Source organism: Streptomyces sp. NPDC005435 (genome assembly GCF_040703155.1).
In the GTDB taxonomy this organism is placed as follows: domain Bacteria; phylum Actinomycetota; class Actinomycetes; order Streptomycetales; family Streptomycetaceae; genus Streptomyces.
This window is the reverse complement of the sequence record NZ_JBEXEQ010000020.1, coordinates 72,179-96,801: the sequence shown is the minus strand read 5'-3', so window position 1 is coordinate 96,801 and position 24,623 is coordinate 72,179. Positions and strand designations below refer to the sequence as shown.

Annotated in this window: 20 protein-coding genes; 12 read left to right on the top strand and 8 right to left on the bottom strand. The window is 72.0% G+C overall.

Annotation, left to right across the window (positions count from 1 at the left end):
* Positions 1–243 precede the first annotated feature (243 nt).
* Positions 244–1,521, bottom strand: coding sequence for a mannosyltransferase family protein (locus AB0898_RS24595; protein WP_366805118.1), 1,278 nt, complete (start codon positions 1,519–1,521; stop codon positions 244–246).
* A 308-nt stretch (positions 1,522–1,829) separates the two neighbouring features.
* Between AB0898_RS24595 and AB0898_RS24590 the strand changes: the two genes are divergently transcribed.
* Both AB0898_RS24590 and AB0898_RS24585 read left to right on the top strand, forming a co-directional pair.
* Positions 1,830–3,593: an MFS transporter gene (locus AB0898_RS24590; RefSeq protein WP_366805117.1), complete on the top strand. Its 1,764-nt coding sequence runs from the start codon at positions 1,830–1,832 to the stop codon at positions 3,591–3,593.
* Positions 3,594–3,702: 109 nt separating this feature from the next.
* On the top strand, positions 3,703–4,893 hold the full coding sequence (locus AB0898_RS24585) for an acyl-CoA dehydrogenase family protein (RefSeq protein WP_366805116.1): 1,191 nt from the start codon (positions 3,703–3,705) through the stop codon (positions 4,891–4,893).
* A gap of 38 nt (positions 4,894–4,931) precedes the next feature.
* Here the strand turns inward: AB0898_RS24585 and AB0898_RS24580 are convergent, their stop codons facing one another.
* Positions 4,932–5,369: a cell division protein SepF gene (locus AB0898_RS24580; RefSeq protein WP_366805115.1), complete on the bottom strand. Its 438-nt coding sequence runs from the start codon at positions 5,367–5,369 to the stop codon at positions 4,932–4,934.
* 310 nt (positions 5,370–5,679) lie between these two features.
* Positions 5,680–6,729 carry an ABC transporter substrate-binding protein gene (locus tag AB0898_RS24575; RefSeq protein ID WP_366805113.1) on the bottom strand — a complete coding sequence of 350 codons (1,050 nt, stop codon included), beginning with the start codon at positions 6,727–6,729 and terminating at the stop codon, positions 5,680–5,682.
* A 463-nt stretch (positions 6,730–7,192) separates the two neighbouring features.
* Between AB0898_RS24575 and AB0898_RS24570 the strand changes: the two genes are divergently transcribed.
* The 8 genes from AB0898_RS24570 to AB0898_RS24535 all read left to right on the top strand — a co-directional run bounded on the left by AB0898_RS24570 (position 7,193) and on the right by AB0898_RS24535 (position 18,739).
* Complete coding sequence (locus AB0898_RS24570) at positions 7,193–8,050, top strand: amino acid ABC transporter permease (RefSeq protein ID WP_366805112.1); 858 nt, start codon at positions 7,193–7,195, stop codon at positions 8,048–8,050.
* The gene (locus tag AB0898_RS24565; protein ID WP_366805111.1) at positions 8,047–9,798 is read left to right on the top strand and encodes an FAD/NAD(P)-binding protein; all 1,752 of its coding nucleotides are present in this window, start codon (positions 8,047–8,049) and stop codon (positions 9,796–9,798) included. Before AB0898_RS24570 ends, AB0898_RS24565 begins: the two co-directional genes overlap by 4 nt.
* Positions 9,799–10,047: 249 nt before the next feature.
* Positions 10,048–10,947, top strand: a complete 900-nt coding sequence (locus tag AB0898_RS24560) for a S1 family peptidase (RefSeq protein WP_366805110.1) — start codon at positions 10,048–10,050, stop codon at positions 10,945–10,947.
* A gap of 332 nt (positions 10,948–11,279) precedes the next feature.
* Entirely contained in the window at positions 11,280–12,380 is a 1,101-nt protein-coding gene (locus tag AB0898_RS24555) for a S1 family peptidase (protein WP_366805109.1), read from the top strand.
* Between the two features lie 473 nt (positions 12,381–12,853).
* Positions 12,854–13,075, top strand: a complete 222-nt coding sequence (locus AB0898_RS24550) for a hypothetical protein (RefSeq protein ID WP_366805108.1) — start codon at positions 12,854–12,856, stop codon at positions 13,073–13,075.
* Between the two features lie 175 nt (positions 13,076–13,250).
* A complete protein-coding gene (locus AB0898_RS24545; RefSeq protein WP_366805162.1) occupies positions 13,251–16,664 on the top strand; it encodes a DNA polymerase III subunit alpha in 3,414 nt (1,137 codons plus the stop codon).
* A complete protein-coding gene (locus AB0898_RS24540) occupies positions 16,661–17,635 on the top strand; it encodes a DNA polymerase thumb domain-containing protein (protein ID WP_366805107.1) in 975 nt (324 codons plus the stop codon). Before AB0898_RS24545 ends, AB0898_RS24540 begins: the two co-directional genes overlap by 4 nt.
* 243 nt (positions 17,636–17,878) lie before the next feature.
* Positions 17,879–18,739 carry an alpha/beta fold hydrolase gene (locus AB0898_RS24535; protein ID WP_366805106.1) on the top strand — a complete coding sequence of 287 codons (861 nt, stop codon included), beginning with the start codon at positions 17,879–17,881 and terminating at the stop codon, positions 18,737–18,739.
* Positions 18,740–18,803: 64 nt separating this feature from the next.
* Here the strand turns inward: AB0898_RS24535 and AB0898_RS24530 are convergent, their stop codons facing one another.
* Positions 18,804–19,724 carry a lytic polysaccharide monooxygenase gene (locus AB0898_RS24530; protein WP_366805105.1) on the bottom strand — a complete coding sequence of 307 codons (921 nt, stop codon included), beginning with the start codon at positions 19,722–19,724 and terminating at the stop codon, positions 18,804–18,806.
* A 221-nt stretch (positions 19,725–19,945) separates the two neighbouring features.
* On the opposite strand from AB0898_RS24530, the gene AB0898_RS24525 reads away from it, so the two are divergent.
* Complete coding sequence (locus tag AB0898_RS24525; protein ID WP_366805104.1) at positions 19,946–20,545, top strand: class I SAM-dependent methyltransferase; 600 nt, start codon at positions 19,946–19,948, stop codon at positions 20,543–20,545.
* 124 nt (positions 20,546–20,669) lie between these two features.
* Here AB0898_RS24525 and AB0898_RS24520 read toward each other — a convergent pair whose 3' ends face one another.
* The gene (locus tag AB0898_RS24520; RefSeq protein WP_366805102.1) at positions 20,670–21,170 is read right to left on the bottom strand and encodes a DUF402 domain-containing protein; all 501 of its coding nucleotides are present in this window, start codon (positions 21,168–21,170) and stop codon (positions 20,670–20,672) included.
* A complete protein-coding gene (locus AB0898_RS24515; RefSeq protein ID WP_366805101.1) occupies positions 21,151–22,080 on the bottom strand; it encodes a GNAT family N-acetyltransferase in 930 nt (309 codons plus the stop codon). Before AB0898_RS24515 ends, AB0898_RS24520 begins: the two co-directional genes overlap by 20 nt.
* 110 nt (positions 22,081–22,190) lie before the next feature.
* On the opposite strand from AB0898_RS24515, the gene AB0898_RS24510 reads away from it, so the two are divergent.
* A complete protein-coding gene (locus AB0898_RS24510; protein WP_366805100.1) occupies positions 22,191–22,565 on the top strand; it encodes a GntR family transcriptional regulator in 375 nt (124 codons plus the stop codon).
* Here the strand turns inward: AB0898_RS24510 and AB0898_RS24505 are convergent.
* Together AB0898_RS24505 and AB0898_RS24500 are read right to left on the bottom strand one after the other, a co-directional pair.
* Positions 22,562–23,332, bottom strand: a complete 771-nt coding sequence (locus tag AB0898_RS24505; protein WP_366805099.1) for a DUF72 domain-containing protein — start codon at positions 23,330–23,332, stop codon at positions 22,562–22,564. The genes AB0898_RS24510 and AB0898_RS24505 overlap by 4 nt on opposite strands.
* Before the next feature lie 75 nt (positions 23,333–23,407).
* Positions 23,408–24,517 (bottom strand): DUF5925 domain-containing protein, encoded by a 1,110-nt coding sequence (locus tag AB0898_RS24500; protein ID WP_366805098.1) that lies wholly within the window; start codon positions 24,515–24,517, stop codon positions 23,408–23,410.
* Positions 24,518–24,623 lie beyond the last annotated feature (106 nt).

The window sequence follows — 24,623 nt, the reverse complement described above, 5'->3', positions numbered from 1 at the left end:
GAGCGGTGTTCCCGGTCGGTACTGAGGCTTTGTGATGACGATGTGATGTGGGAAACCTCTCAGGAGGGATTCCCGATTACCGCGATTCGGCAATGGAGCCCGCGAGGTTCCCGGAATTGTTTTGGGCATGCCGAACAGGGCGGTTTTTGGTCGCTTATGAATTCGTTAACCCGGGCATCGCGGTGAATTCAGGAGCCGCTCACCGGGCCCAGAGGTGTTGATCATGGTCGGCGGCGGGGCCGGTCACGGGGGCCCGGAGCCGTTCAGCCAGAAGGCGCCGTAGACCGCGGCGGCCGTCGCGGCCACCGCCACGACCGCGGCCGCGCGGCCCGGACGCGCCGCCGCCAGGGCCCGGGCCAGGGGGAAGAGCACCGGGAAGGCGGGCATCAGCAGCCGGGGCTTGGAGCCGAAGTAGCTCGACGCGCACAGGGCGAGCGCCAGCACCACGCCCGTGTAGACCAGCACGGGCAGCGGCTGCCGTTGGCGCACACCGGTCAGGTACAGCCGGATCAGCAGGACGACGCCGGCGGCGACGGCCACGCCCGCGAGGGCCGACGGGAACGACGTGAACATGCCCGCCACGAAGCGGGCGAAGGCGTAGCCCCCGTCGAAGCCGTTGCGCCAGCCCGCCTGGACGCGGAGATAGCCGAGCGGCCCGTCCCCGGTGCGCAGACCGACCCAGAGGACGTACCCGGCGGCGCCGAGCGGGGCGAGTGCCATGCCGAGGAGGCGGCGCGCGGGGGCGTCCGTACGCGGCGCGGGGGAGAGGCCGGGGGCGCGTACGTCCTCACGCGCGCCCCACACTCCCTCCGCGCTCCGGGTTCCCTCGAACGGGGTCACCCGTGAGGTGACGCCCGCAGCGAATCGACCGGTCATATATCGGCCGGTCATATAAGGAGCCAGCCCCGCCACCCACACCGCCGCGACCACCGCCATGCCCACCGGCCGGGTCAGCCCCGCGAGCGCCGCGAACAGGCCCGCCGTCACCCAGCGCCCGGTCAGCACCGCGTACAGCGACCACGCGGCCAGCGCCGTGAACAGCGACTCGCTGTACGCCATCGACTGCACGATCCCCACCGGCAGCACCGCCCACAGCAGCACCGCGCAGACCCCCGCCCGGGCGCCGTACAGCCACTCGGCCACCGCGAAGATCCCGGCCGCGGCCGCGAGCGAGGCGAGCAGCGCGACCACGAAACCGGCGTCCGCGTACGACAGCGGCGCCACCGCGTGCCCGAGCCGCTCCAGCCAGGGCAGCAGCGGGAAGAACGCCAGGTCGGAGTGGACGTCGCCGTTCGGCAGCCGGACCTCGTAGCCGTAGCCCGAGGAGGCGACCCGCGCGTACCAGAGGGAGTCCCAGCGCGCGGTCAGCAGCGTGTACGCGCTCTTGCCGCGCGCCGCGCTCCAGCCGGCCAGCACGGCCACGCCCAGCACGCGGACCGCCGCGTAGCCGAGCAGGGCCGGAGCCGCCCGGCGGAGGAGCGGGGCGCGCGGCGGGGCCGGGCGCGTCACGAGTTCGGTCACGGGCTCGATTATCGACCGGCCCGCGCACCGCCCCCGGCGGCCGGCCTTCCGGTGGGCCCGCGCCGTGCCCGCGCTGACCTCCTCGTACACCTACGCGCGCGCGAAAAGGCGAGTGGCGTACACCACACGGGTTCGCCCGAGGAGGTGAGAGGTCCACCACGTGACCCCCGGCCGAACTCGCGTACGCTGACGAGCCACCCGCGTGGGAAAGGCGCGGGCCGGAGCGAACCGCTCTTCTCCGGCCGTACGACGGGGAATCCCCGACCCGTCGGTCCGCCGCGCACGAGGGATCATCTGGGAGGTAGTACATGTCCGGGACGACCACGGCCGAAATCGGGCCGTGCCGTCGGGCGACCGGGACCGGTGCCAACCGCTGGGTCGTCCTCGTCGTCCTCTGTGTCAGCCTGCTGCTCGTCGCTCTCGACGCCACCGTGCTGCACGTGGCGGTACCCGCCGTCACCGAGGACCTTCGGCCCGGTGCCGAACAACTGCTCTGGATCGTCGACGTCTATCCGCTGGTCTGCGCCTCGCTGCTGATCCTCTTCGGCACGCTGGGCGACCGCGTCGGACGCAGACGCGTCCTGCTGCTCGGCTACGCCCTCTTCGGCGTCGCCTCGGCCGTCGCCGCGCTGTCCCACAGCGCCGACACCCTGATCTTCGCCCGCGCGCTGCTCGGCGTCGGCGGGGCCATGATCATGCCCGCCACGCTCTCGATCCTGCGCCAGGTCTTCCCCGACCGGCGCGAGCGCGCGCTCGCCATCGGCATCTGGAGCGCGGTCGCCGCCGTCGGCGCGGCCGTCGGACCGCTGCTCGGCGGGTTCCTGCTCGAACACTTCTGGTGGGGCTCGGTCTTCCTGGTCAACATCCCGCTGATGCTGGTGAGCCTGCCCATCGGCCGGATGCTGCTGCCCGAGTCGCGCGGCGAGCGCGACGGCCCCTGGGACGTGCTCGGCGCCCTGATGGCGGCGGCCGGACTCTTCGGCGTCGTCCTCGGCGTGAAGCGGCTCGGCGGCGGCGAGCCGCCCCTGAGCGTCCTCACCCTGATGCCGCTGCTCGTCGGCGCGGCGCTGCTGTACCTCTTCGTCCGGCGCCAGAGCCGCCGCACCCACCCCCTGGTCGACCTGCGGATGTTCCGGCGTCCGGCGTTCAGCACCTCCGTGGGCTGCATCGTCCTGGCGATGCTCGCGCTCGTCGGCCTGGAGCTGATCGCCGCGCAGTATCTGCAGCTGGTCCTCGGCCTGTCCCCGCTGGCCACCGGCCTGCGGCTGCTGCCCCTGACCGCGGCCGCGATGGCGGCGGGCCTCGCCGGGGCCCGGATGCTGCGCGGGCTCGGCCCGCGCCGGATGGTCGTCTCCGGTTTCTGTCTCACCGCGGCCGCCGTCGTCCTGCTGACGGCGATGGGCGGCCAGGACAACACCCCGCTGCTGCTCTCCGGCTTCGTGCTGCTCGGCTTCGGCCTGGAGACGACGCTCTTCGGGGCGTACGAGTCGATGCTCAGCGAGGCCCCCGCCGACCGCGCGGGCGGTGCCGCCGCGATCGGCGAGACCTCCTACCAGCTCGGCGCCGGCATCGGCATCGCCCTGCTCGGCAGCGTCATGAACCGCGCCTACGCCCCCGCCCTCACCTCGGTGCCCGGCGTCCCCGCCGCCGACCGGGCGGCGGCCGGACACTCGCTGGGCGAGGCGTACGAGATCGCCGGACGGCTCGGCGGTTCCGCCGGGGAGGCGCTGCGCCAGGCCGCCCGTAACTCCTTCGTGCACGGCCTCCATGTGACGCTGCTGGTCAGCGCGGGTCTGCTGCTGCTCGGCGCGGTGATGGCGCTGCGGCTGCCCCGGACGATGAACTGCGCGCCGGAGAGCGGTGCGGTGGACGCTGCGGACGAGACGCCCGGTGTCCGCACGGGTACGGCCGTGGACCGGGTCGCCGGTGTGACGGAGCTGCCGGAGTCCGTCGCGTCCGCCCTGTCCGAGCCCCGGATCTCCGGCGCGGCCGAGCCCGCAGCGACCTCCGTGACCTCCGTGACCGAGCTGCCCCCGCCCCGCGAGCCGGGCAAGCCGAGGGCGATCGCCTGACCCGCGCGGGCCGCCCTGGACGCCGGGCGGCCCGCGTCGTAACGTCGGCCGGAGCATTCCGACTAGCGCCGCTAGTTTTCCGTGTGCCCACTGTGCCGGAGGGTGTTCCATGTCCGCGTCCGCGAAGCTGCCCCCGTTCGATCCCGCCGACCCGCTCGGCATCGACGACCTCCTCGAACCGGAGGACCTGGCCGTCCGGGACACCGTGCGCGGCTGGGCGGCGGACCGGGTGCTGCCGTACGTCGCCGAGTGGTACGAGAAGGGCGAGCTGCCCGGCATCCGCGAGCTGGCCCGCGAGCTCGGCTCGATCGGCGCGCTCGGCATGTCGCTCACCGGGTACGGCTGCGCGGGCGCCTCGGCCGTGCAGTACGGCCTGGCTTGTCTGGAGCTGGAGGCCGCCGACTCGGGCATCCGCTCACTGGTCTCGGTGCAGGGCTCGCTCGCCATGTACGCGATCCACCGCTACGGCAGCGAGGAACAGAAGACCGAGTGGCTGCCCCGCATGGCCTCCGGCGAGGTGATCGGCTGCTTCGGGCTGACCGAGCCGGACCACGGCTCCGACCCCGCCGGGATGCGTACGTTCGCGAAGCGTGATGGCGACGACTGGGTGCTCAGCGGGCGCAAGATGTGGATCACCAACGGCTCGGTCGCCGGGGTAGCCGTCGTCTGGGCGCGTACCGAGGACGGCATCCGGGGCTTCGTCGTCCCCACCGACAGCCCCGGTTTCTCGGCCCCCGAGATCAAGCACAAGTGGTCCCTGCGCGCCTCGGTGACCAGCGAACTCGTCCTCGACGACGTACGGCTGCCCGCGGATGCGGTGCTGCCGGAGGTCACCGGGCTGCGCGGGCCGCTCGGCTGCCTCTCGCACGCCCGGTACGGCATCGTCTGGGGCGCGATGGGCGCCGCGCGCAGCAGCTTCGAGGCGGCGCTCGACTACGCGCGGACGCGGGAGCAGTTCGGGCGGCCCATCGGCGGCTTCCAGCTCACCCAGGCCAAGCTCGCCGACATGGCGGTGGAACTGCACAAGGGAATGCTGCTCGCCCATCATCTGGGGCGGCGCATGGACGCCGGCCGCCTGCGTCCCGAGCAGGTCAGCTTCGGCAAGCTCAACAACGTCCGCGAGGCCATCGAGATCTGCCGTACGGCGCGGACGATTCTCGGTGCCAACGGGATCTCCCTCGAATATCCCGTGATGCGGCACGCGACCAATCTGGAATCCGTGCTCACCTACGAGGGCACCGTCGAAATGCACCAGCTGGTGCTGGGCAAGGCGCTCACCGGCCTCGACGCCTTCCGGTGAGCCCCCGAGGGGGCGGGGCCGCGATGAACGGCCCCGCCTCAGCTCTGGTTGAAGAAGCCGTCCTCACGGCGGCGCGCGGGCTCGCCGCTGACGACCTCGGTGTGGGCGGGCGTGAGCAGGAAGACCCGCGTGGCGACTCGTTCGATCGTGCCGCGCAGGCCGAAGGTCAGTCCGGCGGCGAAGTCCACAACGCGCTTGGCGTCGGTGGCCTCCATCGCCGTGAGGTTCATGATGACCGGGACGCCGTCCCGGAACATCTCGCCGATGGCGCGGGCGTCCCGGAAGCTGTCCGGGGTGACCGTGCCGATGCGGCGGCCCTTGTCCTCGGCCGTGTCCGTGGCGACCTTGACGCGCGGGTCCGTGACCCAGGCGTCCGCGGACTGAGCGCCCTCGGAGTAGTCGTCGTCGTAGTAACGCTCGTCATCGTTGTCGTCGACCAGGCCGAGCCACGCGCTCGCCTTGCGTACCGATCCCATGGACGCCTCCTCTCTCAGCGGTTTCTTTTGCTCTTCCCATCCCTATGGTCATCCATGATGCTGACAGCGCGCCAAGTGGACAGACGGCGCGCGGGGGGTTTGTGACGGTACTGGTGCGCGGTCCATACGTCGAGAGCCCTTGTGTCACAAGGGCTCTGTCACGTACGGCTGCTGACTGAGAGTGAAATATGATTGTTCGCGGCGGATGGGTGATGTGTGGTGTGTCAGGGTGAACGAACTGCCCTGTGCGCCCTGATTGTCCGCTGATGTGAGGATCTGGGACGGACGGTGACGAGCCGTCAGGAGAGGATCAGTTCTTCAGCTCGGGTGGCGAGATCCGGGACGTGCTGACCGCGGAACCCGTCGTCCCCCACTTCTTCAGGATGCGGGCGTACACCCCGTCGGCGATCAGCCGGTTCACCGCCGCGCGGAAGGCGGGCGCCAGCGGGGTGCCCTTCTTGAAGGCGAAGCCGACGTCGAGCCGGTGGTACTCGTTGAGGAACCTCAGGCCCTGCTGGTGCGCGACGGCGTAGCGCAGCCCGTTGATCGTGGACATCACGACATCGCTGCGGCCCTGCTGGAGAGAGGACCACATCGCGCTCTGCTCGGCGTACGTCTGCACGTGGTACGGCTTCTTGCCCGCGGCCGCGCACACGTGCTCGTTCTGCTCCAGGGTGGCTTCGAAGGTGGTGCCGGCGCCGGTCGCGATGTTCAGGCCGCACAGCTGCTTCAGATCGGTGATCTTGGCGAGCTTGCTGCCCTTACGGGTGGCGAAGCCCTGCCCGTCGTTGACGTAGGTGACGAAGTCGATCGTCCGGCGGCGCTCGTCCGTGACACCGAAGTTGCTCGCGCCGAAGTCGTACTTGCCGCTCTCCAGCGCCGGGAGGATCGCCTCGAAGCTCGCCTGCTCGATCTTGAGCTTGATGCCGAGCACCTTGGCGGCCGCCTTGGTGAAGTCGACGTCCTGGCCGGTCAGGGTCGTGCCGTCGGCGAGGTAGGTGGTGCCCGGCGGGTTGCCGCTCACGGCGACGGCGACGGTCAGCCCGGTGGTGCCCGGCGGCAGCAGCTTCGCGGCCGCCGGGTCCTTCGCGATGCGGGAGACCACGTCGGTGGTGGGGATCGCGTCCGTCCCGGTCGCGACACGGGTGCCGGCGGGGCCGGAGGCACCCGAGCCGCAGGCGGTCAGCAGCAGCGCGGCGGAGGCGAGGGCGGCGAAGGGCGCGAGGAGACGGCGGGTCCGGGCGGAGGCGGACGGGCGGCGCGCGGGCAGGGGGAGACGGCGCGGGGGCAGGGGGAGACGGCGCGTGAGTGCGGAGGGGTGACGCGTGGGCACGGAGAGTTGACGCGTGGGCGCGGGCATCGGGAAGCGGTCTCCTGGAGGAAGGCGGGAACGAGCCGGACGCGAGGGGAGGAGGCGGTGCGACGGCAGGGCGCGAGGGGACGCGAGGGGAGGGGAGGGTGCGGAGACAGGGCGCGCGCGTGAAGGCCGGAATGGGAAGTGGAGAACGCGAAGGCGCCCGGACGAGCGCGGGCGCGCAGGGGGTCAGCTCAACAGGACGCGGACCACACGCGACCGAAGTCGATGTGGGAGCGGGTGACCAGCCACTGCTGTGGGCGCATGGGCCAAGTGGAACAGGCATCCGGTTCACCCGTCAACCGAGTTGAGACGGGCCGCTCACAGTACGGACACCCTTGACAACGCAGGGAAACGGCGACGTACTCTCGTGGGACGGCCCTGCTGAGGGGCTCGGCCGTGACCGCGCCTTTTGGCGCGGCGGAGTGCGGGCATGGCGCGTCGGGTCCGACGTGTCACGGAGTCCCGCATGTCATCCGACACCCTCGCCAAACCCGCCGCCCCGTCCCCGGCGCCCTCGCGCCCGGACGGCCCCACGATCGTCCCCCGCCGCCGGCACGGCCAGCGGGTCGCCGCCGTCGCCGTCCTGGTGCTGCTCGGGCTCGTCGTCAACTCGGTCCTGCGCAACCGGGCGTTCCAATGGGACGTGGTGGCCGACTACTTCACCTCGGTCTCCGTGCTGCGCGGACTCTGGCTCACCCTGTGGCTCACCGCCGTGGTGATGGTCCTCGGCTTCGCCCTGGGTACCCTGCTCGCCGTCCTCCGGCTGTCCGCCAACACCGTTCTGAGGTCGGTCAGCTGGGGATACGTCTGGCTGTTCCGCTCGATCCCGATCCTGGTGCAGCTGCTGCTGTGGTTCAACATCGGGGCGCTGTACCCGCAGGTGTTCGGGATCAGGACCGTCAACCTGCTCGGACCGGTGGCCGTCGCCGTCATCGGACTCACCCTGCACGAGGCCGCCTACGCCGCCGAGGTCGTGCGCGGCGGCATCCTCTCCGTCGACCACGGCCAGACCGAGGCCGCCCAGGCGCTCGGCATGACCCCCTGGCAGCGCTGGCGGCGCATCGTGCTGCCGCAGGCCATGCGCGCCATCGTCCCCGCCGCCGGGAACATGCTCATCGGCACCCTCAAGGGCACCTCGATCGTCAGCGTCATCGCCGTCAACGACCTGCTCTTCTCCGCCCAGTTGATCTACCACCGCACCTACCAGGTGATCCCGCTGCTGATGGTCGCCACCCTCTGGTACACCGTCGTCACCTCGGTGCTCGGCATCGGCCAGTACTACGTCGAGAAGCACTACGCCCGCGGCACGGAGACCGCCCGATGAGGCGCCGGCTGGTCGTGGTGGGGGCCGGGCCCAGAGCGACCGGACTCCTGGAGCGCATCGCCGCCAACTCGCCCGAGCTGTACGGCGGTCAGGGCCTCGACATCCACCTCGTCGATCCCCATCCGCCGGGCGGCGGCCGCATCTGGCGCGAGGCGCAGTCCGACCTGCTGTGGATGAACTCGCACGCCGCCGACATCACCATGTTCACCGACGAGACCGTGCCGATGGAAGGACCCGTCCGCGAGGGGCCCACCCTGCACGAATGGGCCCGCCTCGACGGCCGCACCTTCGCCGACCGGCGCATACAGGGCCGATATCTGCACTGGGTCTACGAACAGGCGGTGGCCGGCCTGCCGCCCGGCATCACCGTCCACCACCACCCCACCCGCGCCCTGCGCGTCACCGGACCGGCGGACGGCCGCCAGCGGGTCTGGCTGGAGGGCCGCGCCGAACCGCTCGTCGCCGACCTGGTCGTCCTCGCCCTCGGTCACCTCGACTCCGAACTCGACCCGGAGCAGGAGCGGTTGAGCGCCTACGCCCGCGCGCACGGACTCGTCCAGCTGCCGCCCGACTTCACCGCCGACAGCGATCTGTCCGCGCTCACCCCCGGCGAGCCCGTCCTCGTACGCGGCTTCGGGCTCGCCTTCGTCGACCTGATGGTGCTGCTCACCGAGGGGCGGGGCGGGCGGTACGAGGAGGACGGCGCGGGCGGTTACGCGTACGTGCCCTCGGGACGCGAGCCGGTGCTGTACGTCGGTTCGCGGCGCGGTGTGCCGTACCACTCGAAGATCGGCTACGACTGGACCGGACCCCGGCCGCCGCTGCCCCGCTTCTTCGGGCCGGAGGAGGTGCGGTCGCTGCTCGAACGGCCCGAGGGGTACGAATTCCGGCGGGACATATGGCCGTTGGTGGAGAAGGAGCTCGGATTCGCCCACTATCACCGGCTGTTCACGGCCCACCCGGAGCGAACTGCCATGGAGTGGGCCGACTTCGAGGAGAAGTACGCGCTGGCGGGCGGGGCGGAGGAGGTGCGGGCGCTGGTCGCGGCGGCGGTGCCGGATGCCCGGGACCGGCTCGACCTCGCCGCCCTCGACCGGCCGCTGGAGGGGGTGCGGTTCGCATCGCACGCGGAGTTCCAGGAAGGGCTGCGGGCGTACATATCCGACGACTTGACGCGGCGTCACGATCCTTCGTTCAGCGCTGACCTGGGTGTCTTCCTCGGACTGCTGTCCGTCTACGGGCAGTTGGTGCGGCTCGGGAATCTCGGGTCCTGGTGGCACGGGTTCTTCAGCTATCTGGCCTCCGGGCCGCCCGGGCCCCGGCTGCGGCAGATGCTCGCGCTGTCCCGCGCGGGGCTGCTGCGGTTCGTGGGGGCGGAGATGGAAGTCGCCGCCGAGGACGGGGTGTTCCGGGCGTCCTCCGAGACGGTGCCGGGGTTCTCCGTGACCGCCCGGGCCCTGGTGGAGGCGCGGCTGCCCGATCCGTCCGTCGGGCGGGCCCGGGACACGCTGCTGCGGGAGCTGCACGCCGAGGCGCTGGAGACGGCCGACGGGCTGCTGCGGGTCGATCCCGTCGACGGGCGCGTCCTCGGGCGGGACGGCCGGCCGCATCCCCGGCGGTTCGCGCTCGGCCCGTACACCGACGCGCGCACCCCGGGCGCGTTCACCCGGCCGCGTACGGGCGGGGCGGCGTTCCGGCAGAACGACGCGGTGGCGCGGGTGGTGTTGCGGGAACTGGGGGACGGCTGAGCGTGGCCGCGTTGCGGATGGGGCTTGCGGGGGCTCGGGTGATGAATTCGCCGCGAATTCAAGGCGGTTGAGCTGGGCGGCGGCCCGCCGAGGCCGAAACGCCCTCTTGTGCCGACCGGCCGTTCGGCCGAATACTCCCCCTCAGCGCTTGTCAGGGTCATGAGTGCCGGAACGGTACTTCTCCCTGGCTGCGCCTCACGGGCCCCGACCCCACGCGGGCCCCCGACTTCCCCTGGGAGGGAACGAAAAGTGAGGATCAAGCGCACAACTCCCCGCGGCGGCGTGACCAGACGGACCCGGCTGGTAGCCGTGGCCACCGGCTTCCTGGCCGCTGCCGCGTTCGCCGCCCCCACCGCGAACGCCGGTGAAATCCACACGTTCAGCGCAGGCCAGCTCACCCAGGCGAGCGACTCCGTCCGCCAGTCCGACATCCCGGGCACCGCCTGGGCCGTCGACAGCAAGAACCACCAGGTCGTCGTGACCGTCGACAGCACGGTCAGCGCGGCCGAGATCGCCACAATCAAGGAACAGGCCGGATCGCAGGCGGACGCGCTCACCATCAAGCGCACCCCCGGCAAGTTCAACAAGCTGATCAGCGGCGGCGACGCCATCTACGGCGGCCAGTACCGCTGCTCGCTCGGCTTCAACGTGCGCAGCGGCAGCACGTACTACTTCCTGACCGCCGGGCACTGCGGTGAGGTCGCCTCCACCTGGTACAGCGACTCCGGGCACAGCACGGTGCTCGGCACCAACGTCGGGTACAGCTTCCCCGGCAACGACTTCGCGCTGGTGCGCTACACCAACTCCTCGGTCTCGCACCCGAGTGCGGTGGGCAGCCAGACCATCTCCAGCGCGGCGACGCCCTCCGTGGGCACGACCGTCTACCGGCGCGGGTCCACCACCGGTACGCACAGCGGGCGCGTCACCGCGCTCAACGCCACCGTCAACTACGGCGGCGGTGACGTGGTCTCCGGGCTCATCCAGACCACGGTGTGCGCGGAGGGCGGCGACAGCGGTGGTCCGCTGTACGCGGGCAGCGTCGCGTACGGGCTCACCTCCGGTGGCAGCGGGAACTGCAGCTCCGGCGGTACGACGTTCTTCCAGCCGGTCACCGAGGCGTTGAGCTACTACGGGGTGACCCTCCCCTGATGGGTCCTTGGCGGGCCGTTCTTCCCTGACGGGGCGGTTCGGCGGGCCCCCATGCGTGTGTGTCGCGCGTGGGGGCCCGTTTTGTTTTGGGGCCGTTCGGGTTCGGGTTCGGGGTGGGGCGGGGTGCGTTTCGGGTTCGGGGCGGCGTGCGCGTGGGGTTTGTGGGGCTTTTGGGAGTGCGGTGTGGGGAGAGGGGTGGGGTTCGGGGGCGGTCCGGCGCCGGTCTTGTGGGGCGGCTGTGGGGTTCGGAAGAGTGAGCGACCGTCAACCAGCCTTCCGGTCCGGCGGATCCCCACGTCTGTCGGGCCGAATCCCCCACAGGAGGACGTGAGTTGAAGCACCGACACATACCCGGGCGGAAGGCCGCCCTCGCGGGCGGTGCCGCTGTCGCGCTCGTCGCGGCGGGTGTCACCTTCCAGACCGCCCACGCCAGTGAGGCCGGTTCCGCCGGTCAGCAGGGCGGCTCCGTACAGCAGTTGAAGGTCCTCTCCGCTCCGGCGGCCGGCAGGCTCGGGTCCTCCCTCCTGGGTGACCTCGGGTCCTCCGCCGCCGGCAGCTACTACGACGCTCAGGGCAAGAGCCTGGTCGTCAACGTGCTCGACGGCTCCGCCGCCCGTACCGTCGAGGCGGCCGGGGCCAAGGCCAGAATCGTTCGCCACTCGCTCGCCCAGCTCGACGGGGCGCGTTCCACGCTGAAGGAGAAGGCCGGCATTCCCGGGACCTCCTGGGCCGTCGACCCCGTCAGCAACAAGGTCGTCGTCACCGCCGACCGCACCGTTGACGCTGCCGCCTGGGGCAAGCTGGGGCGGGTCGTCGACGGGCTGGGTGACACCGCTCAGCTCAAGCGGTCCAAGGGGGAGTTCAAGCCCTTCATCGCCGGGGGCGATGCCATCACCGGGTCCGGGGGGCGGTGCTCGCTCGGCTTCAACGTGGTCAAGGGCGGGGCGGCGTACTTCCTCACCGCCGGGCACTGCACCGAGGCGATCTCCAGCTGGTCGGACTCGTCCGGGAACGTGATCGGGGAGAACGAGACGTCGAGTTTCCCCGGCAACGACTATGGGCTGGTGAAGTACACCGGGTCCGTCGCCCATCCGAGCGAGGTCGATCTGTACAACGGGTCCTCGCAGGCGATCACCGGGGTGGCCGAGGCCACCGTCGGGATGAAGGTCACCCGTAGTGGGTCCACCACGCAGGTCCACGGCGGGACGGTGACCGGGCTCAACGCCACCGTCAACTACTCCGAGGGGACTGTCAGCGGGCTCATCCAGACCGATGTGTGTGCGGAGCCTGGGGACAGTGGGGGGTCGTTGTTCTCCGGGAGCAGTGCGGTGGGGCTGACCTCGGGTGGCAGTGGTGACTGCACCTCCGGCGGGGAGACGTTCTTCCAGCCGGTGAGTGAGGTGCTGGCCGCTACGGGGGCGCAGATCGGCTGAGCTTCGGTCCCTGGTGCGGGTCCCGTTCCCCTTTGTGGGAGCGGGGCCCGTTTCGTGTTCACGGTCCTGTCGTCGCCTGCCGTCTCGCCGCTCCGCCGTCCGTGGGCCGGGGCCGCGCCGGGGGGTGTCCGTCCTCGGTCCGGCGGACTGTCAGCCGAGAAGCGGGGGGAGTTTTCGCCGGCCGCTGCGGGCGGACACCCCCCGGCACGGCCCCTTCTCGCCGTACGGGGGTGCGGGGGCGCCGTGGCCGGTTCTTCCGGTGTGCCCTCTGCGCCGTGTGGGGGTGCGGGTGGTCCGGACCTTTCGGCGTCCCCTTTGTTTCGTGCGCGGGTTCGGCCTTCCGGTGCGGCCGGCTGCGTCGTGTCCCCCGACCGGGTGATGGCTGGTTGTTTTGTCCCGGCGGGTGGGCCTGTGGTCGTACCGTGCGGGCCTTGTCTTACGCGTCTACGTCCAGGGGGACCATCGTCGTGACCATGCCTGACCAGCAGCCTGCTCAGCCGTACGGGCAACTGCCGCCGATCATCATCAACAACAACGTCTCGTCGTTCGCCTCGGCGGGAGCCTTTGGCGGTGGGGTGCGTCGGCGACGGCAGTCGTTCTGGGTGCATTTCTGGCTGCTCTTGTTCACCGCTGGGCTCGGGAATGTCGTGTATGCGATGCACATCAGCCGCTGGAACCGGGATCGGGGTCTGTGAGCTGAGGTGCGCGAGGCCCTTTCCGCGTGGTTGGCGGGGAGGGCCTCCGTGTGTTCTGGGGGCGTTGGGGTTGTGTTTGTGCAGGTCAGCGTGGGGGTGGATGGTATCGCACAGGTGTTCGGGGGTGAGGGTATGGTGGAGGGGAACGAGTGTTCGATTGAGGTGGGAGGTGCTCGTGGCGGGGTTTGTGCATGTGCGTGTTGTTTCTGGGTTTTCCTTGCGGTACGGGGCCTCGCATCCGGAGGGGCTTGTGGAGCGGGCCCGGGAGAGGGGGATGGGGGCTCTCGCGCTGACCGATCGGGACACGCTGGCCGGGGCTGTGCGGTTTGCCAAGGCTTGTGTGGGGAGTGGGGTGCGGCCGCTCTTCGGGGTTGATCTCGCTGTGGAGGGGGAGGGGAGCGGGGGTGCTCGGCGGCGGCCTGTCCGGGGTGGGGCCTTTGTGGACGAGTTGGCGCCTCGGGTGACCTTTCTGGCGCGGGACGGGGCTCGGGGATGGGCCGATTTGTGCCGGGTGGTCACCGCTGCTCATGCCGGGGGTTCCGGGTCGCCCCGGCTTTCCTGGGAGAGCAATCGGGGGGACGGGCTCATCGTGCTGCTCGGGCCCGGTTCCGATGTGGGGCGGGCTCTTGGGGGTGGGCGGTTCGATCAGGCCGCTCGGCTGCTTGCCGGCTGGCGTGAGGTGTACGGGGACGCCCTGCGGATGGAGGTCGTCTGGCATGGGCGGAGCGGGGTGGGGGCCGGGTCCTTGCGGCTGGCTGCTCGGATGCTCGGGTTCGCCGTTGAGCAGGGGGTGCGGCCGGTGCTCAGTAACGCCGTCCGGTATGCCGATCCGGGGCAGGGGCCTGTGGCTGATGTGCTTGATGCCTCGCGGCGGCTTGTGCCCATCGATTTCCGGAAGGAGCTGGACTCCGGGGAGGCCTGGCTCAAGGGGGCTTCCGACATGCTTCGGGTGGCCGAGCGGGTGGTGGAGGCCGCCGGGTATCGGCGGGAGGCCGGGTGGCGGCTCGTCGAGCAGACGCTGGCCACTGCTGAGGAGTGCGTGGTTGATCCTGAGACGGATCTCGGGATCGGGAGCGTCCGGTTTCCCGAGGCCCGGCTTGTGGGGGCCGGGCGGCGGACCGCTCAGCGGGCGCTCGCCTCGCGGGCCGTGGCGGGGATGGTGCGGCTGGGGTATGGCGGGCGGCGGTCGTACTGGGAGCGGATGCACGAGGAGTTGGAGGTCATCGGGCATCACGGGTTCGCTTCTTATTTTTTGACGGTCGCTCAAGTTGTCGATGACGTACGGGGCTTGGGGATTCGGGTTGCCGCTCGGGGGTCGGGGGCCGGGTCGCTCGTCAATCATCTGCTGGGCATCGCGCATGCCGACCCGGTGGAACACGGGCTGTTGATGGAGCGCTTCCTGTCCAGGGAGCGTGTGGTGCTGCCCGATATCGACATCGATGTGGAGTCCGCTCGGCGGCTCGAGGTCTACCGGGCGATCATCGGACGGTTCGGTACCGAGCGGGTCGCCACGGTGGCGATGCCCGAGACGTATCGGGTACGGCATGCCGTGCGGGACGTGGGGGCCGCTCTGTCCATGGACCCCGCCGAGATCGACCGTGTGGCCAAGTCCTTTCCGCACATCCGGGCGCGTGACGCGCGTGCCGCGCTGGAGGAGTTGCCTGAGCTGAGGGGGCTGGCGGCCGAGAAGGAGCGGTACGGCCGGCTGTGGGAGCTGGTCGAGGCGCTGGACGCGCTGCCGCGGGGCGTCGCCATGCATCCGTGCGGGGTGCTGCTCTCGGACGCCTCGCTGCTCGCCCGTACGCCGGTGGTGCCCACCAGTGGTGAGGGGCTGCCCATGTCCCAGTTCGACAAGGACGACGTGGAGGACCTGGGGCTGCTCAAGCTGGACGTTCTCGGCGTGCGGATGCAGTCGGCCATGGCGCACGCCGTCGCCGAGGTGGAGCGGGCCGGCGGGGAGCGTGTTGATCTGGAGGCTCTGCCGGAGGGGGACGAAGAGACGTACCGGCTCATCCGGTCCACCGAGACGCTCGGGTGCTTCCAGATCGAGTCGCCCGGGCAGCGGGATCTCGTGGGGCGGCTTCAGCCTGATTGTTTCGAGGACCTGGTGGTCGACATCTCGCTCTTCCGGCCCGGGCCCGTCGCCGCCGACATGGTGCGGCCGTTCATCGAGGCACGGCACGGGCGGGCGCCGGTGCGGTTTCCGCACCGGGATCTGGAGCCGCCGCTGAAGGGGACGTACGGCGTCGTCGTCTTCCACGAGCAGATCATCGACATCGTCTCGATCATGACCGGGTGCGGGCGCGGGGAGGCCGACGCGGTGCGGCGGCTGCTGTCCGACGCGGAGCAACAGCCGCGTATCCGGGAGTGGTTCGGGCAGCGGGCCGAGGAGAAGGGGTACGACGCCGAGACCGTGCGGCGGACTTGGGAGATCGTCCAGGCCTTCGGGTCCTACGGGTTCTGCAAGGCGCACGCCGTCGCCTTCGCCGTGCCCACCTATCAGTCGGCGTGGCTCAAGGCGCACCATCCGGCCGCCTTCTACGCCGGGTTGCTCACCCATGACCCCGGGATGTATCCGAAGCGGCTGCTGCTGGCCGACGCGCGGCGGCGGGGTGTTCCGGTGCTGCCCTTGGATGTGAACGTGTCCGCCGTCGCCCATCGAATCAAACTGGTGTCCGGTAAATGGGGTGTGCGGCTCGGGCTCTCCGATGTGCACGGGATCAGCGACGCCGAAGGGGAGCGGATCGTGGCCGGGCAGCCGTACACCTCCTTGCGGGACTTCTGGGAGCGGGGGCGCCCCGGGCGGCCGCTCGCCCAACGCCTCGCCCAGGTCGGCGCGTTGGACGCCTTCGGGGGCAACCGGCGTGATCTCCAGCTGCATCTGGCCGAGTTGCACCGGGGGACCCGGGGCGGCCACGGGGATCAGCTGCCGTTGGGCGGGGGCAGGCGGACCGCTTCGGCCGGGCTGCCCGATCTCTCCCCGGCGGAGCGGCTCAGCGCCGAGCTGGGCGTGCTGTCCATGGACGTCTCCCGCCATCTGATGGACGACCACCGGGAGTTCCTGTCCGAGCTGGGCGTCGTCTCCGCGCGGCGGCTGCGTGAGGCGCGGCACGGGGAGACGGTGCTCGTCGCGGGGGCCAAGGCGGCCACCCAGACTCCGCCGATCCGGTCCGGCAAGCGGGTCATCTTCAGCACCCTGGACGACGGCACCGGCCTGGTCGACCTCGCCTTCTTCGACGACTCCCACGACGCCTGCGCCCACACCGTCTTCCACTCCTGGCTGCTGCTGGTGCGCGGCGTGGTGCAGCGGCGCGGACCGCGCAGCCTGAGCGTCGTCGGCTCCGCCGCCTGGAACCTCGCCGAACTCGTCGAACTGCGCGCGGAGGGCGGGCTCGGCCAAGTGGCCGCCCGGCTCGCGGAGTCGGTGGAGCCGGCGGGCGAGGACCGGGCCGGCGGGCGTCGTATCCGGATGGCCACCGGGTACGGCATGCACCCCTGGGCCGATCTGCGCCCTGCCGGGGAAGGCGTCGCCCAAGGGCCCGCCACCGCACGGAAGTTGTGGCATCAGAGTCCGGGGAGCGCGGGATGACCGTTCTCTGTGTGCGCTTCCGGCTCGCGCCCGAGCGGGAGGGGCTGCTGCCCGCGCTCATCGGGCTGGTCGAGGAGTTCACGCCGGTGGTGGAGGCGCTGGTGCCGGACCGGGTGCTGGCCGATCTCGGCGGCGCCGAACGGTACTTCGGGCGGGACGCGCTGGAGATCGCCCCCGTCGTCCGGGTCCGGGCGCTGGCGCGGTACGGCGTCGACTGTGCCGTAGGCGCCGGTCCCGGACCGATGCTCGCCCGGCTCGCGTTGCGTGCCGCCCGGCCCGGAGTCGTCCGGGTCGTACCCGAAGAGCCGGGCGCCCGGGCGGAGTTCCTCGCCGGCCTTCCGGTGAACGCGCTGCCCGGCGTCGGCACCGCGACCGCCCGCACCCTGTGCGAGTACGGCCTCGACACCCTGGGCCGGGTCGCCGCCGCGCCGTCATCCACCCTGCAGCGGCTGGTCGGTGCCCGCGCCGCCCGTGAACTGCGGGACGGGGCACGGGGAATCGACCGGGGGCGGGTCGTACCGAACGCGGTGGCCCGGTCCGTCGCGGCGGAACGCTCTTTCAGCACCGACGAGTTGGACTCCGCCCGGCATCGCGGGGCCCTGCTGGGCGCGGCCGGTGAGCTGGGGTTCCGGCTGCGCGGGGAGGGACAGGTCTGCCGGACGCTGACCCTCACCGTGCGCTACGCCGACCGCTCCACCACGACGCGTTGCCGCACCCTCGCCGAGCCGACCGCGCACTCGGCCGCCCTCACCCGGGCCGCCTACGGCATGTACGAGACGCTCGGCCTCCAGCGGGCCCGCGTGCGTGCCGTCGTACTGCGCGCCGAGGGGCTGGCCCCCGCCGAGCACGCCTCCCGTCAGCTCACCTTCGACCCCGTGGACGAGAAGGTCCGCCGCATCGAGGAGGTCGCCGACCGGGTGCGGGCCAAGTTCGGGCCCCGCGCGGTGATTCCGGGGACGCTTGCGGCCTGAGTGCGGCGAGTTACGCGTGTTGTGGGTGATTTGGGAGTGGCTGGAGTTCTATGGTCGGGTCCAGCCGGTCTGGTGACGGTTCCTCAGTGTGCGTGGGTGTCTGATGCGTGATGGAACTTTTTACCGACGCGTAACTTCACAGTTGCACTACTCGTCCGTAACTTGACGAGTGAACCAGCATCCCGTGATCCGGATCACAGGGTCAGTCCGTGCTCCCCCCTTGAGCCGCAAGGAGATCACACGATGCTGCCCTGGAAGCGAGCGTTCAGACCGCTCGCCGCGCTGCTCCTGGCCGCCGCACTCGCCGCCGTCCCCACCGCCACCGCCCACGCCGCGACCGCCCCCAGCTCCGGCTGGAACGACTACTCCTGCAAGCCCTCCGCCGCCCACCCCCGCCCCGTCGTCCTCGTCCACGGCACCCTCGGCAACTCCGTCGACAACTGGCTCGGCCTCGCGCCGTACCTGGAGAACCGCGGCTACTGCGTCTACTCCCTCGACTACGGCAAGCTCCCCGGTGTCCCCCTCTTCTACGGCCTCGGCCCCATCGACAAGTCCGCCGAGCAGCTGTCCGCCTTCGTCGACAAGGTGCTCGCCTCGACCGGCGCCGCCAAGGCCGACCTCGTCGGGCACTCCCAGGGCGGCATGATGCCGCGCTACTACCTGAAGTTCCTCGGCGGAGCCCCCAAGGTGAACGCCCTCGTCGGCATCGCCCCCAGCAACCACGGGACCAACCTCAGCGGTCTGACCAACCTGCTGCCGTACTTCCCCGGCGCCGAGAACCTGATCAAGGCCACCACCCCCGGCCTCGCCGACCAGATCGCCGGCTCCGCCTTCCTGACCAAGCTCAACGCGGGCGGCGACACCGTCCCCGGAGTGCACTACACGGTCATCGCCACCCAGTACGACGAGGTCGTCACGCCCTGGCGCAGCCAGTACCTGACCGGCTCCGACGTCCGCAACGTCCTGCTCCAGGACCTCTGCCCGCTCGACCTGTCCGAACACGTCGCGATCGGCCTCATCGACCGCATCGCCTTCCACGAGGTCGCCAACGCCCTCGACCCCTCGCACGCGAGCACCACCACCTGCGCGTCGGTCTTCAGCTGACCGCCGCCGGGTCCTGTCCGGCCTGAGCCGCCGGACAGGACCCGGCACGTACCGCGCGCGCCGCTCAGCGCCCGCCCCGGCCCCGGTCCGTGGAGCGCTGCCGCACCGAGAGGAACAGCGCCGCCGAACCGAGGGCCAGCACCCCGGCCCCGACGACCGCCCCGTACGAGGTGTGCGGGGCGGCGCCCGTGTCGGCGAGGTGGAGTGATGTCACCTCGGTGACAGGGGAGTCGGTACTTGGAGGGGGAGTGGCCGGAGGCGGGGTGGCCGGGCGCTGGGCCTTCCGCTCGTGCCGTTCGGCCGTCGGTGTGGCCGCCGCCTCCGCGATCCGTACGTCCGCCGGGGCGACGGGAGTTGACGCCGCAGGAGTGGGAACCGGGGCCGCCCGGTGGGTCGTCGGCGTCGGGTCCGGCGAGGGAGTCGTACCGCCGAAGTCCACGTCCTCGCAGGAGCGGAGCGGCCCCTGGCCGTCCGGGCGGTGCCACGCCGCGTACAGCACCTGTCTGCCGGTGCGCTCGGGGAGCGTGCCCGTGAACGTGTAGACGCCGCCCGACGGCATCGCGTCCGCCACCCACGCCACCGGATGCGCCACGTCCAGCGCGGACCAGGTCAGGGGCCGCGCCGGGTCGTAGCCGGACTTCGTCACGTACGCCGTGAAGCGGCCCTGGTGGCGCGTGGTCACCCGGTACGTGAACGTGTGCGGGCCGCTGTGCACTTGGGGCGTGGACCAGTCGGTGCCGACCAGGTCGAGCCCTCCGAACTCCCCGTTCCGCGCGCCGCACAGGCCGCCGTCCCGCGCGCCGTGAGCCGAGTCGGGAGTCGAGCCGTACCCCGAGCCGTGCCCCGAGTCGTGTTCCGGGCCGTGCGCCGACGCGGGACCGGCGGCCAGGGCGAGCGGGGCGAACCCGAGCACGGCCAGGGCCGCGGCCGCGCGCAGCCGGCGCATCCCCTGCCCGGGGTGAACCGAGAGCGTGGGGAAGGGCATCGGGACTCCTCGCGGCATCGCGTCGTCCGGCTGCCGGACGGCCCGGCTTCCGTGGGGGGATGTGATCTGAAACTAGCGCGTGCACAGGCGAGTTGGGCCCGTCCGGGCGGTCGGGGCCGATCTTTATGGTGCCCTTAAGGACGTGCTCAGGCTGGGCTCAGGTAGCTACGGCCCAGGGCGGCGCGAGGCCCGTTGTCAGTGGGGGGTGCCATGCTTCGGGCATGAGTGATGTGGGCGGGACGGTGGACTGGGACGGGATGGCGGCCTCCTTCGACGAGGAGCCCGATCACGGCCTGCGCGCGCCCGAGGTGCGGGGCGCCTGGGACGCGCGGTTGCGGGGATGGCTGCCCGGGCGGGCCGCCGATGTGCTCGATCTCGGCTGCGGCACCGGGAGTCTCGCGCTGCTCGCGGCCGGGCAGGGACACCGGGTGACGGCGGTCGACTCGTCTCCCGCCATGGTCGAGCTGGCCCGGGCCAAGCTCGCCGGGCGGGACGCGGTCGTGCTGCGGGGGGACGCGGCCGAGCCGCCGGTGGGGGAGGGGAGCGCGGACGTGGTGCTCGCCCGGCATGTGGTGTGGACGCTGCCCGAGCCGGAGAAGGTGGTGCGCCGATGGCGTGAACTGCTGCGGCCCGGCGGGCGGTTCGTACTGGTCGAGGGAGTGTGGGGGACGGTCGCCCCGGTCGGGATACCGGCGGACCGGCTCGCCGCGTTGCTGGAGCCGGTCGCCCGGGACATACGGGTGGAGCCGCTCTCCGGGGATCCGCTGCTGTGGGGGAAGGCCGTGGACGACGAGCGGTACGCGGTGGTGGCCACGGTGTGAGCCGCCGCCCCGCCCCGGGGCCGCCCTGTCGTGCCCTTGCCCCTGGTCCTGCTCCGCGCCTGCCCCGGTTCAGGCGCGCGGATGCGGCTCTGGTTCCGGCTGTGGCTCTGGCTCCGGCTGCGGCTCAGGCGAGGAGCGTGGTGAAGCCGTCCGTCCGGGCCAGCGTCTCCAGCGCGTCCAGGGCGGACACGGCAGCCCTCGCCGCCTGAGGGTCCGACTCCGCGAGGCCGCTCGCGGCGAACTCGTCCTCGTCCAGCCGCAGTACGTCCGCGCCGTCGGCCGGCAGCCAGAGGTCCAGGTCCAGGTCCTCGACGGACAGTCCGGCACCGGAGCGGACGGCCGGGCGGGTGATGTCGCAGTACCAGCCCTTCAGCGTGCCGTCCCCGGCGCGGACCTCCTTCACCGCGTACCACCGGTCGCGCCAGTAGTACTCGGTGAACACGTCCCCCGGCTCGAAGCGCACGAAGCCGAAGTCCCGGACGCCCTCGCCCGCCCAGGGGGCGCGGACGGCCAGCCGGATGCCGTCGTCGGAGAGGAGAACAGCCGGGTAACGGATCTTCGTACGGCCCGCCTTGGTCAGGACGACCTCCAACACGCCCGCACCGTCAGCCGAGTTCGCGGACATACTGCACCTCCGTCGCGCACGTCTCGTAGCCGAGCCACTTGTTGACGGCGAGCATCGGTCCGTTGGTCGCGTCGTTGCCGGTGAACGCCTCGGTGACACCGGCATTGCGGGCGCGGTGCAGGGAGTGCGCCTTGGCCAGCTTGGCGAGCCCGCGGCCCCGGTGGGAGCGGGCGGTGCCGGTCATGGCGGTGAAATAGCGGCCCGCGCCGTCGGTGCGGGCGGCGGTGAACGCGACCGGGCGCCCGTCGGCCACGCAGACCATGGTCAGCTCGCGGTCCAGCAGCGGGTGCTCCCACGTCTCGTCGAGCCACGCCTCGTAGTCCGAGAGGGACAGCTGCACCGCGCTCGGCTCGTCCGACGACGTCTCCGCGTCCAGTTCGAACACCGGCCGGGGATCGTCCGCGAAGTCGGCTGCCGTGCGCAGCTCCACGCCGGGCGGGGTCGCGGGCAGCGCGGGGAGGCCGCCGGCGGTCAGGTCGCGGCTCAGGAAGTGGGCGGTGCGGCCCTCGGTGTAGCCGCGCCGCTCGGCGAAGGCGCGGTTGCCGGGGGCGTCGAGGATCCAGGAGTAGGACCTGGTCGCGCCGACGGACGCGAGATGCGCCTCCCCGGTCTCCAGGAGCAGCCGGCCCGCGCCGCGCCCGGTCCGGTCGGGGCGTACGTACACGTTCACATACCCCTGGCCCGGCTCGGTGCTCTCGTGCGCGACGCTCACCTGGGCCGTGCCGATCACCTCGCCGTCCTCCTCGGCGACGAGCGCGCGGTAGTGGGCGTCCGGGTGGATGCGGGCGAGGACATGGCGGACGGATTCGGGGGTGAACAGGACGTACGGCAGGGCGAGCCGCCGTACGCGGACGAAGCCCTCCGGGTCGGCCGGGACATCGGGACGCAGGTCACGCACGAGGACGGTCATGGGCAGGCACGCTACGAGCACGCGGGGCGACGGCGCCTCCCATTTTCCGCGCGCGGAGAAGCGCGTCCGGTGGGCGCGGCGGGGCGCGGCGCGTGCGCGACAATCGGGGGGTGAGCCTGAAGATCCACGTTGATGACGGCGCCCCGCCCTACGAGCAGGTGCGCGCGCAGATTTCCGAGCAGGCACGGGCGGGTGTGCTCCCGGTGGGCTACCGGCTGCCGACCGTGCGGGGCCTGGCCGAGTCCCTGGGGCTCGCGGTGAACACCGTCGCCAAGGCCTACCGCGCACTGGAGGCGGACGGGGTGATCGAGACCCGAGGGCGCAACGGCACGTACGTCGCCGCCGCGGGTCCGGCCGCGAGCAAGGAGGCCGCGTCGGCCGCCCAGGCGTACGCGGAACGCGCCCGCCGGCTCGGCCTCCCGGAGGACGAGGCGCTGGCCGCCGTACGGGACGCCCTGCGCGCTGCCTACGGGGAGCAGGGCTAGCGGCGCGCCGTCGGCTCCGGCGTCCGGGTCACCGGCAGGCCCGCCTCGCGGGCCAGCGCGCCGAACTCCGCCGCGTCCTTCACCGCCGCGCCTCTCGGGTCGTTGTTGAAGTACGCGTACACGTCGTCCGCGCCGTCCCAGGTCGAGGCGATGCGCTCCACCCAGCTCTCCAGCGCGGTGTGCCCGTAGCGCGGCCAGGGGCGGGCGCGGCCCCGGTGGAAGCGGACGTACCCCCAGTCGGCGGTGCGCCACAGCGGGGTGACCGGGCGGGACAGCACGTCCGCCCAGCACAGCGCCGCGCCCCGGGCCTCAAGGACGCCCTTCGTCTCGGGCGTCCACCAGGACTCGTGGCGCGGCTCGACCGCGACCCGGGTGCCCTCGGGGAAGCAGGCCAGGCACGCGTCCAGCAGCGGCGGGTCCGCGCGCAGGGTCGGCGGGAGCTGGAGCAGGATCGGGCCCAGCCGGTCGCCCAGGCCCTCGGCGTGGCTCATCAGCCGGTGGACCGGCTCCTCGGGATCGCGCAGCCGCTTGATGTGGGTCAGATAGCGGCTCGCCTTGACCGCCACCACGAAGTCCGCCGGCACCCGCTCCCGCCAGGACGCGAAGTTCTCGCGGGAGGGCAGCCGGTAGAAGGCGTTGTTCAGCTCCACCGTCGCGAACAGCTTGGTGTACTCCTCCAGCCACAGCCGCGCCGGGCAGCCCGTCGGGTACACCACGCCCCGCCAGCTCTTGTACTGCCACCCCGACGTGCCGACGAACAGGGTCATACGTCCATGAAAGCACCGAAGCGGGAGTCGTACCGGTGCGGACCGGGCGCCGCCACGGACACGGACCGGGTGCCGTTACAGATACAGCCCCGCGTCCGCCCCCTCCCGCGCCCCCGGCACCGACGTCGGCCCCGTGCCCCGGCGCAGCGCGTACAGCTCGGCCAGGGTCGCGCCCTCCCGGCCGACCTCGCTCTCGTGCTCGCGGCCCTCGGCGCCGAGCCAGTCCAGCGCCTCCGGGCGCGTCAGCGGGCCCACCTCGATACGCGCCAGACAGCGGCCGGGCCGCACCACGGCGGGGTGCAGCCGCTCCAGGTCCTCGTTGGTGGTGACCCCCACCAGCACATTGCGCCCCTGGCCGAGCAGGCCGTCGGTCAGGTTCAGCAGCCGGGACAGCGCCTGGCCCGCCGTGTGCCGGGCCTCGCCCCGGATCAGCTCGTCGCAGTCCTCAAGGAGGAGCAGCCGCCAGCGGCCCTTGCCCGGGCCGTCCTCCTCGCCGATCGCGATGTCCATCAGATAGCCCACGTCGGAGAAGAGCCGCTCCGGGTCCAGCACGCAGTCCACCTGACACCAGTCCCGCCACGAGCGGGCCAGGGTACGCAGCGCCGAGGTCTTGCCGGTGCCCGGCGGACCGTGCAGCAGGAGCAGCCGGCCCGCGATGTCCTCCGGAGTCGTCTTCATCAGACGGTCCATCGCGGACGCGACCGGAGCGGTGTAGTTGGGCCGCACCTCCTCCCAGGTGCCCGCCGAGATCTGGCGGGTGGTGCGGTGCGGGCCGCGCCTCGGGGAGACGTACCAGAAACCCATGGTGACGTTCTCGGGCTGCGGCTCGGGCTCGTCGGCCGCGCCGTCGGTGGCCTGGCCGAGGATCTGTTTCGCCAGGTCGGCGGTGGTCGCGGTCACGGTCACGTCCGCGCCCCGGTTCCAGCGCGACACCAGCAGGGTCCAGCCGTCGCCCTCCGCGAGGGTCGCGCTGCGGTCCTCGTCACGGGCGACCCGCAGCACGCGGGCGCCCTCGGGCAGCAGGGTCGCGCCGGAGCGCACCCGCTCGATGTTGGCCGCGTGGGAGTACGGCTGCTCGCCCGTCGCGAAACGGCCGAGGAACAGCGCGTCGACGACGTCGGAGGGCGAGTCGGAGTCGTCGACATTGAGCCGGATCGGCAGGGCGTCGTGTGGGTTGGCGGACATGCCGCCATGATCTGTCACGGATGCCCTCCGCGCACGTCATTTCCGCCCCTTCCCGGAGGGTGTTCCCAAGACCTGCCCGACGCCCCGATTCCGCCGTTACTGTGGT

Excerpts from the sequence above, each read along its gene's own strand:
- AB0898_RS24590 (WP_366805117.1), top strand. The coding sequence starts at position 1,830 with ATGTCCGGGACGACCACGGCCGAAATCGGGCCGTGCCGTCGGGCGACC.
- AB0898_RS24585 (WP_366805116.1), top strand. The coding sequence starts at position 3,703 with ATGTCCGCGTCCGCGAAGCTGCCCCCGTTCGATCCCGCCGACCCGCTC.
- AB0898_RS24580 (WP_366805115.1), bottom strand. The coding sequence starts at position 5,369 with ATGGGATCGGTACGCAAGGCGAGCGCGTGGCTCGGCCTGGTCGACGAC.
- AB0898_RS24575 (WP_366805113.1), bottom strand. The coding sequence starts at position 6,729 with ATGCCCGCGCCCACGCGTCAACTCTCCGTGCCCACGCGTCACCCCTCC.
- AB0898_RS24570 (WP_366805112.1), top strand. The coding sequence starts at position 7,193 with ATGTCATCCGACACCCTCGCCAAACCCGCCGCCCCGTCCCCGGCGCCC.
- AB0898_RS24565 (WP_366805111.1), top strand. The coding sequence starts at position 8,047 with ATGAGGCGCCGGCTGGTCGTGGTGGGGGCCGGGCCCAGAGCGACCGGA.
- AB0898_RS24550 (WP_366805108.1), top strand. The coding sequence starts at position 12,854 with ATGCCTGACCAGCAGCCTGCTCAGCCGTACGGGCAACTGCCGCCGATC.
- AB0898_RS24540 (WP_366805107.1), top strand. The coding sequence starts at position 16,661 with ATGACCGTTCTCTGTGTGCGCTTCCGGCTCGCGCCCGAGCGGGAGGGG.
- AB0898_RS24535 (WP_366805106.1), top strand. The coding sequence starts at position 17,879 with ATGCTGCCCTGGAAGCGAGCGTTCAGACCGCTCGCCGCGCTGCTCCTG.
- AB0898_RS24530 (WP_366805105.1), bottom strand. The coding sequence starts at position 19,724 with ATGCCCTTCCCCACGCTCTCGGTTCACCCCGGGCAGGGGATGCGCCGG.
- AB0898_RS24525 (WP_366805104.1), top strand. The coding sequence starts at position 19,946 with ATGAGTGATGTGGGCGGGACGGTGGACTGGGACGGGATGGCGGCCTCC.
- AB0898_RS24520 (WP_366805102.1), bottom strand. The coding sequence starts at position 21,170 with ATGTCCGCGAACTCGGCTGACGGTGCGGGCGTGTTGGAGGTCGTCCTG.
- AB0898_RS24515 (WP_366805101.1), bottom strand. The coding sequence starts at position 22,080 with ATGACCGTCCTCGTGCGTGACCTGCGTCCCGATGTCCCGGCCGACCCG.
- AB0898_RS24505 (WP_366805099.1), bottom strand. The coding sequence starts at position 23,332 with ATGACCCTGTTCGTCGGCACGTCGGGGTGGCAGTACAAGAGCTGGCGG.
- AB0898_RS24500 (WP_366805098.1), bottom strand. The coding sequence starts at position 24,517 with ATGTCCGCCAACCCACACGACGCCCTGCCGATCCGGCTCAATGTCGAC.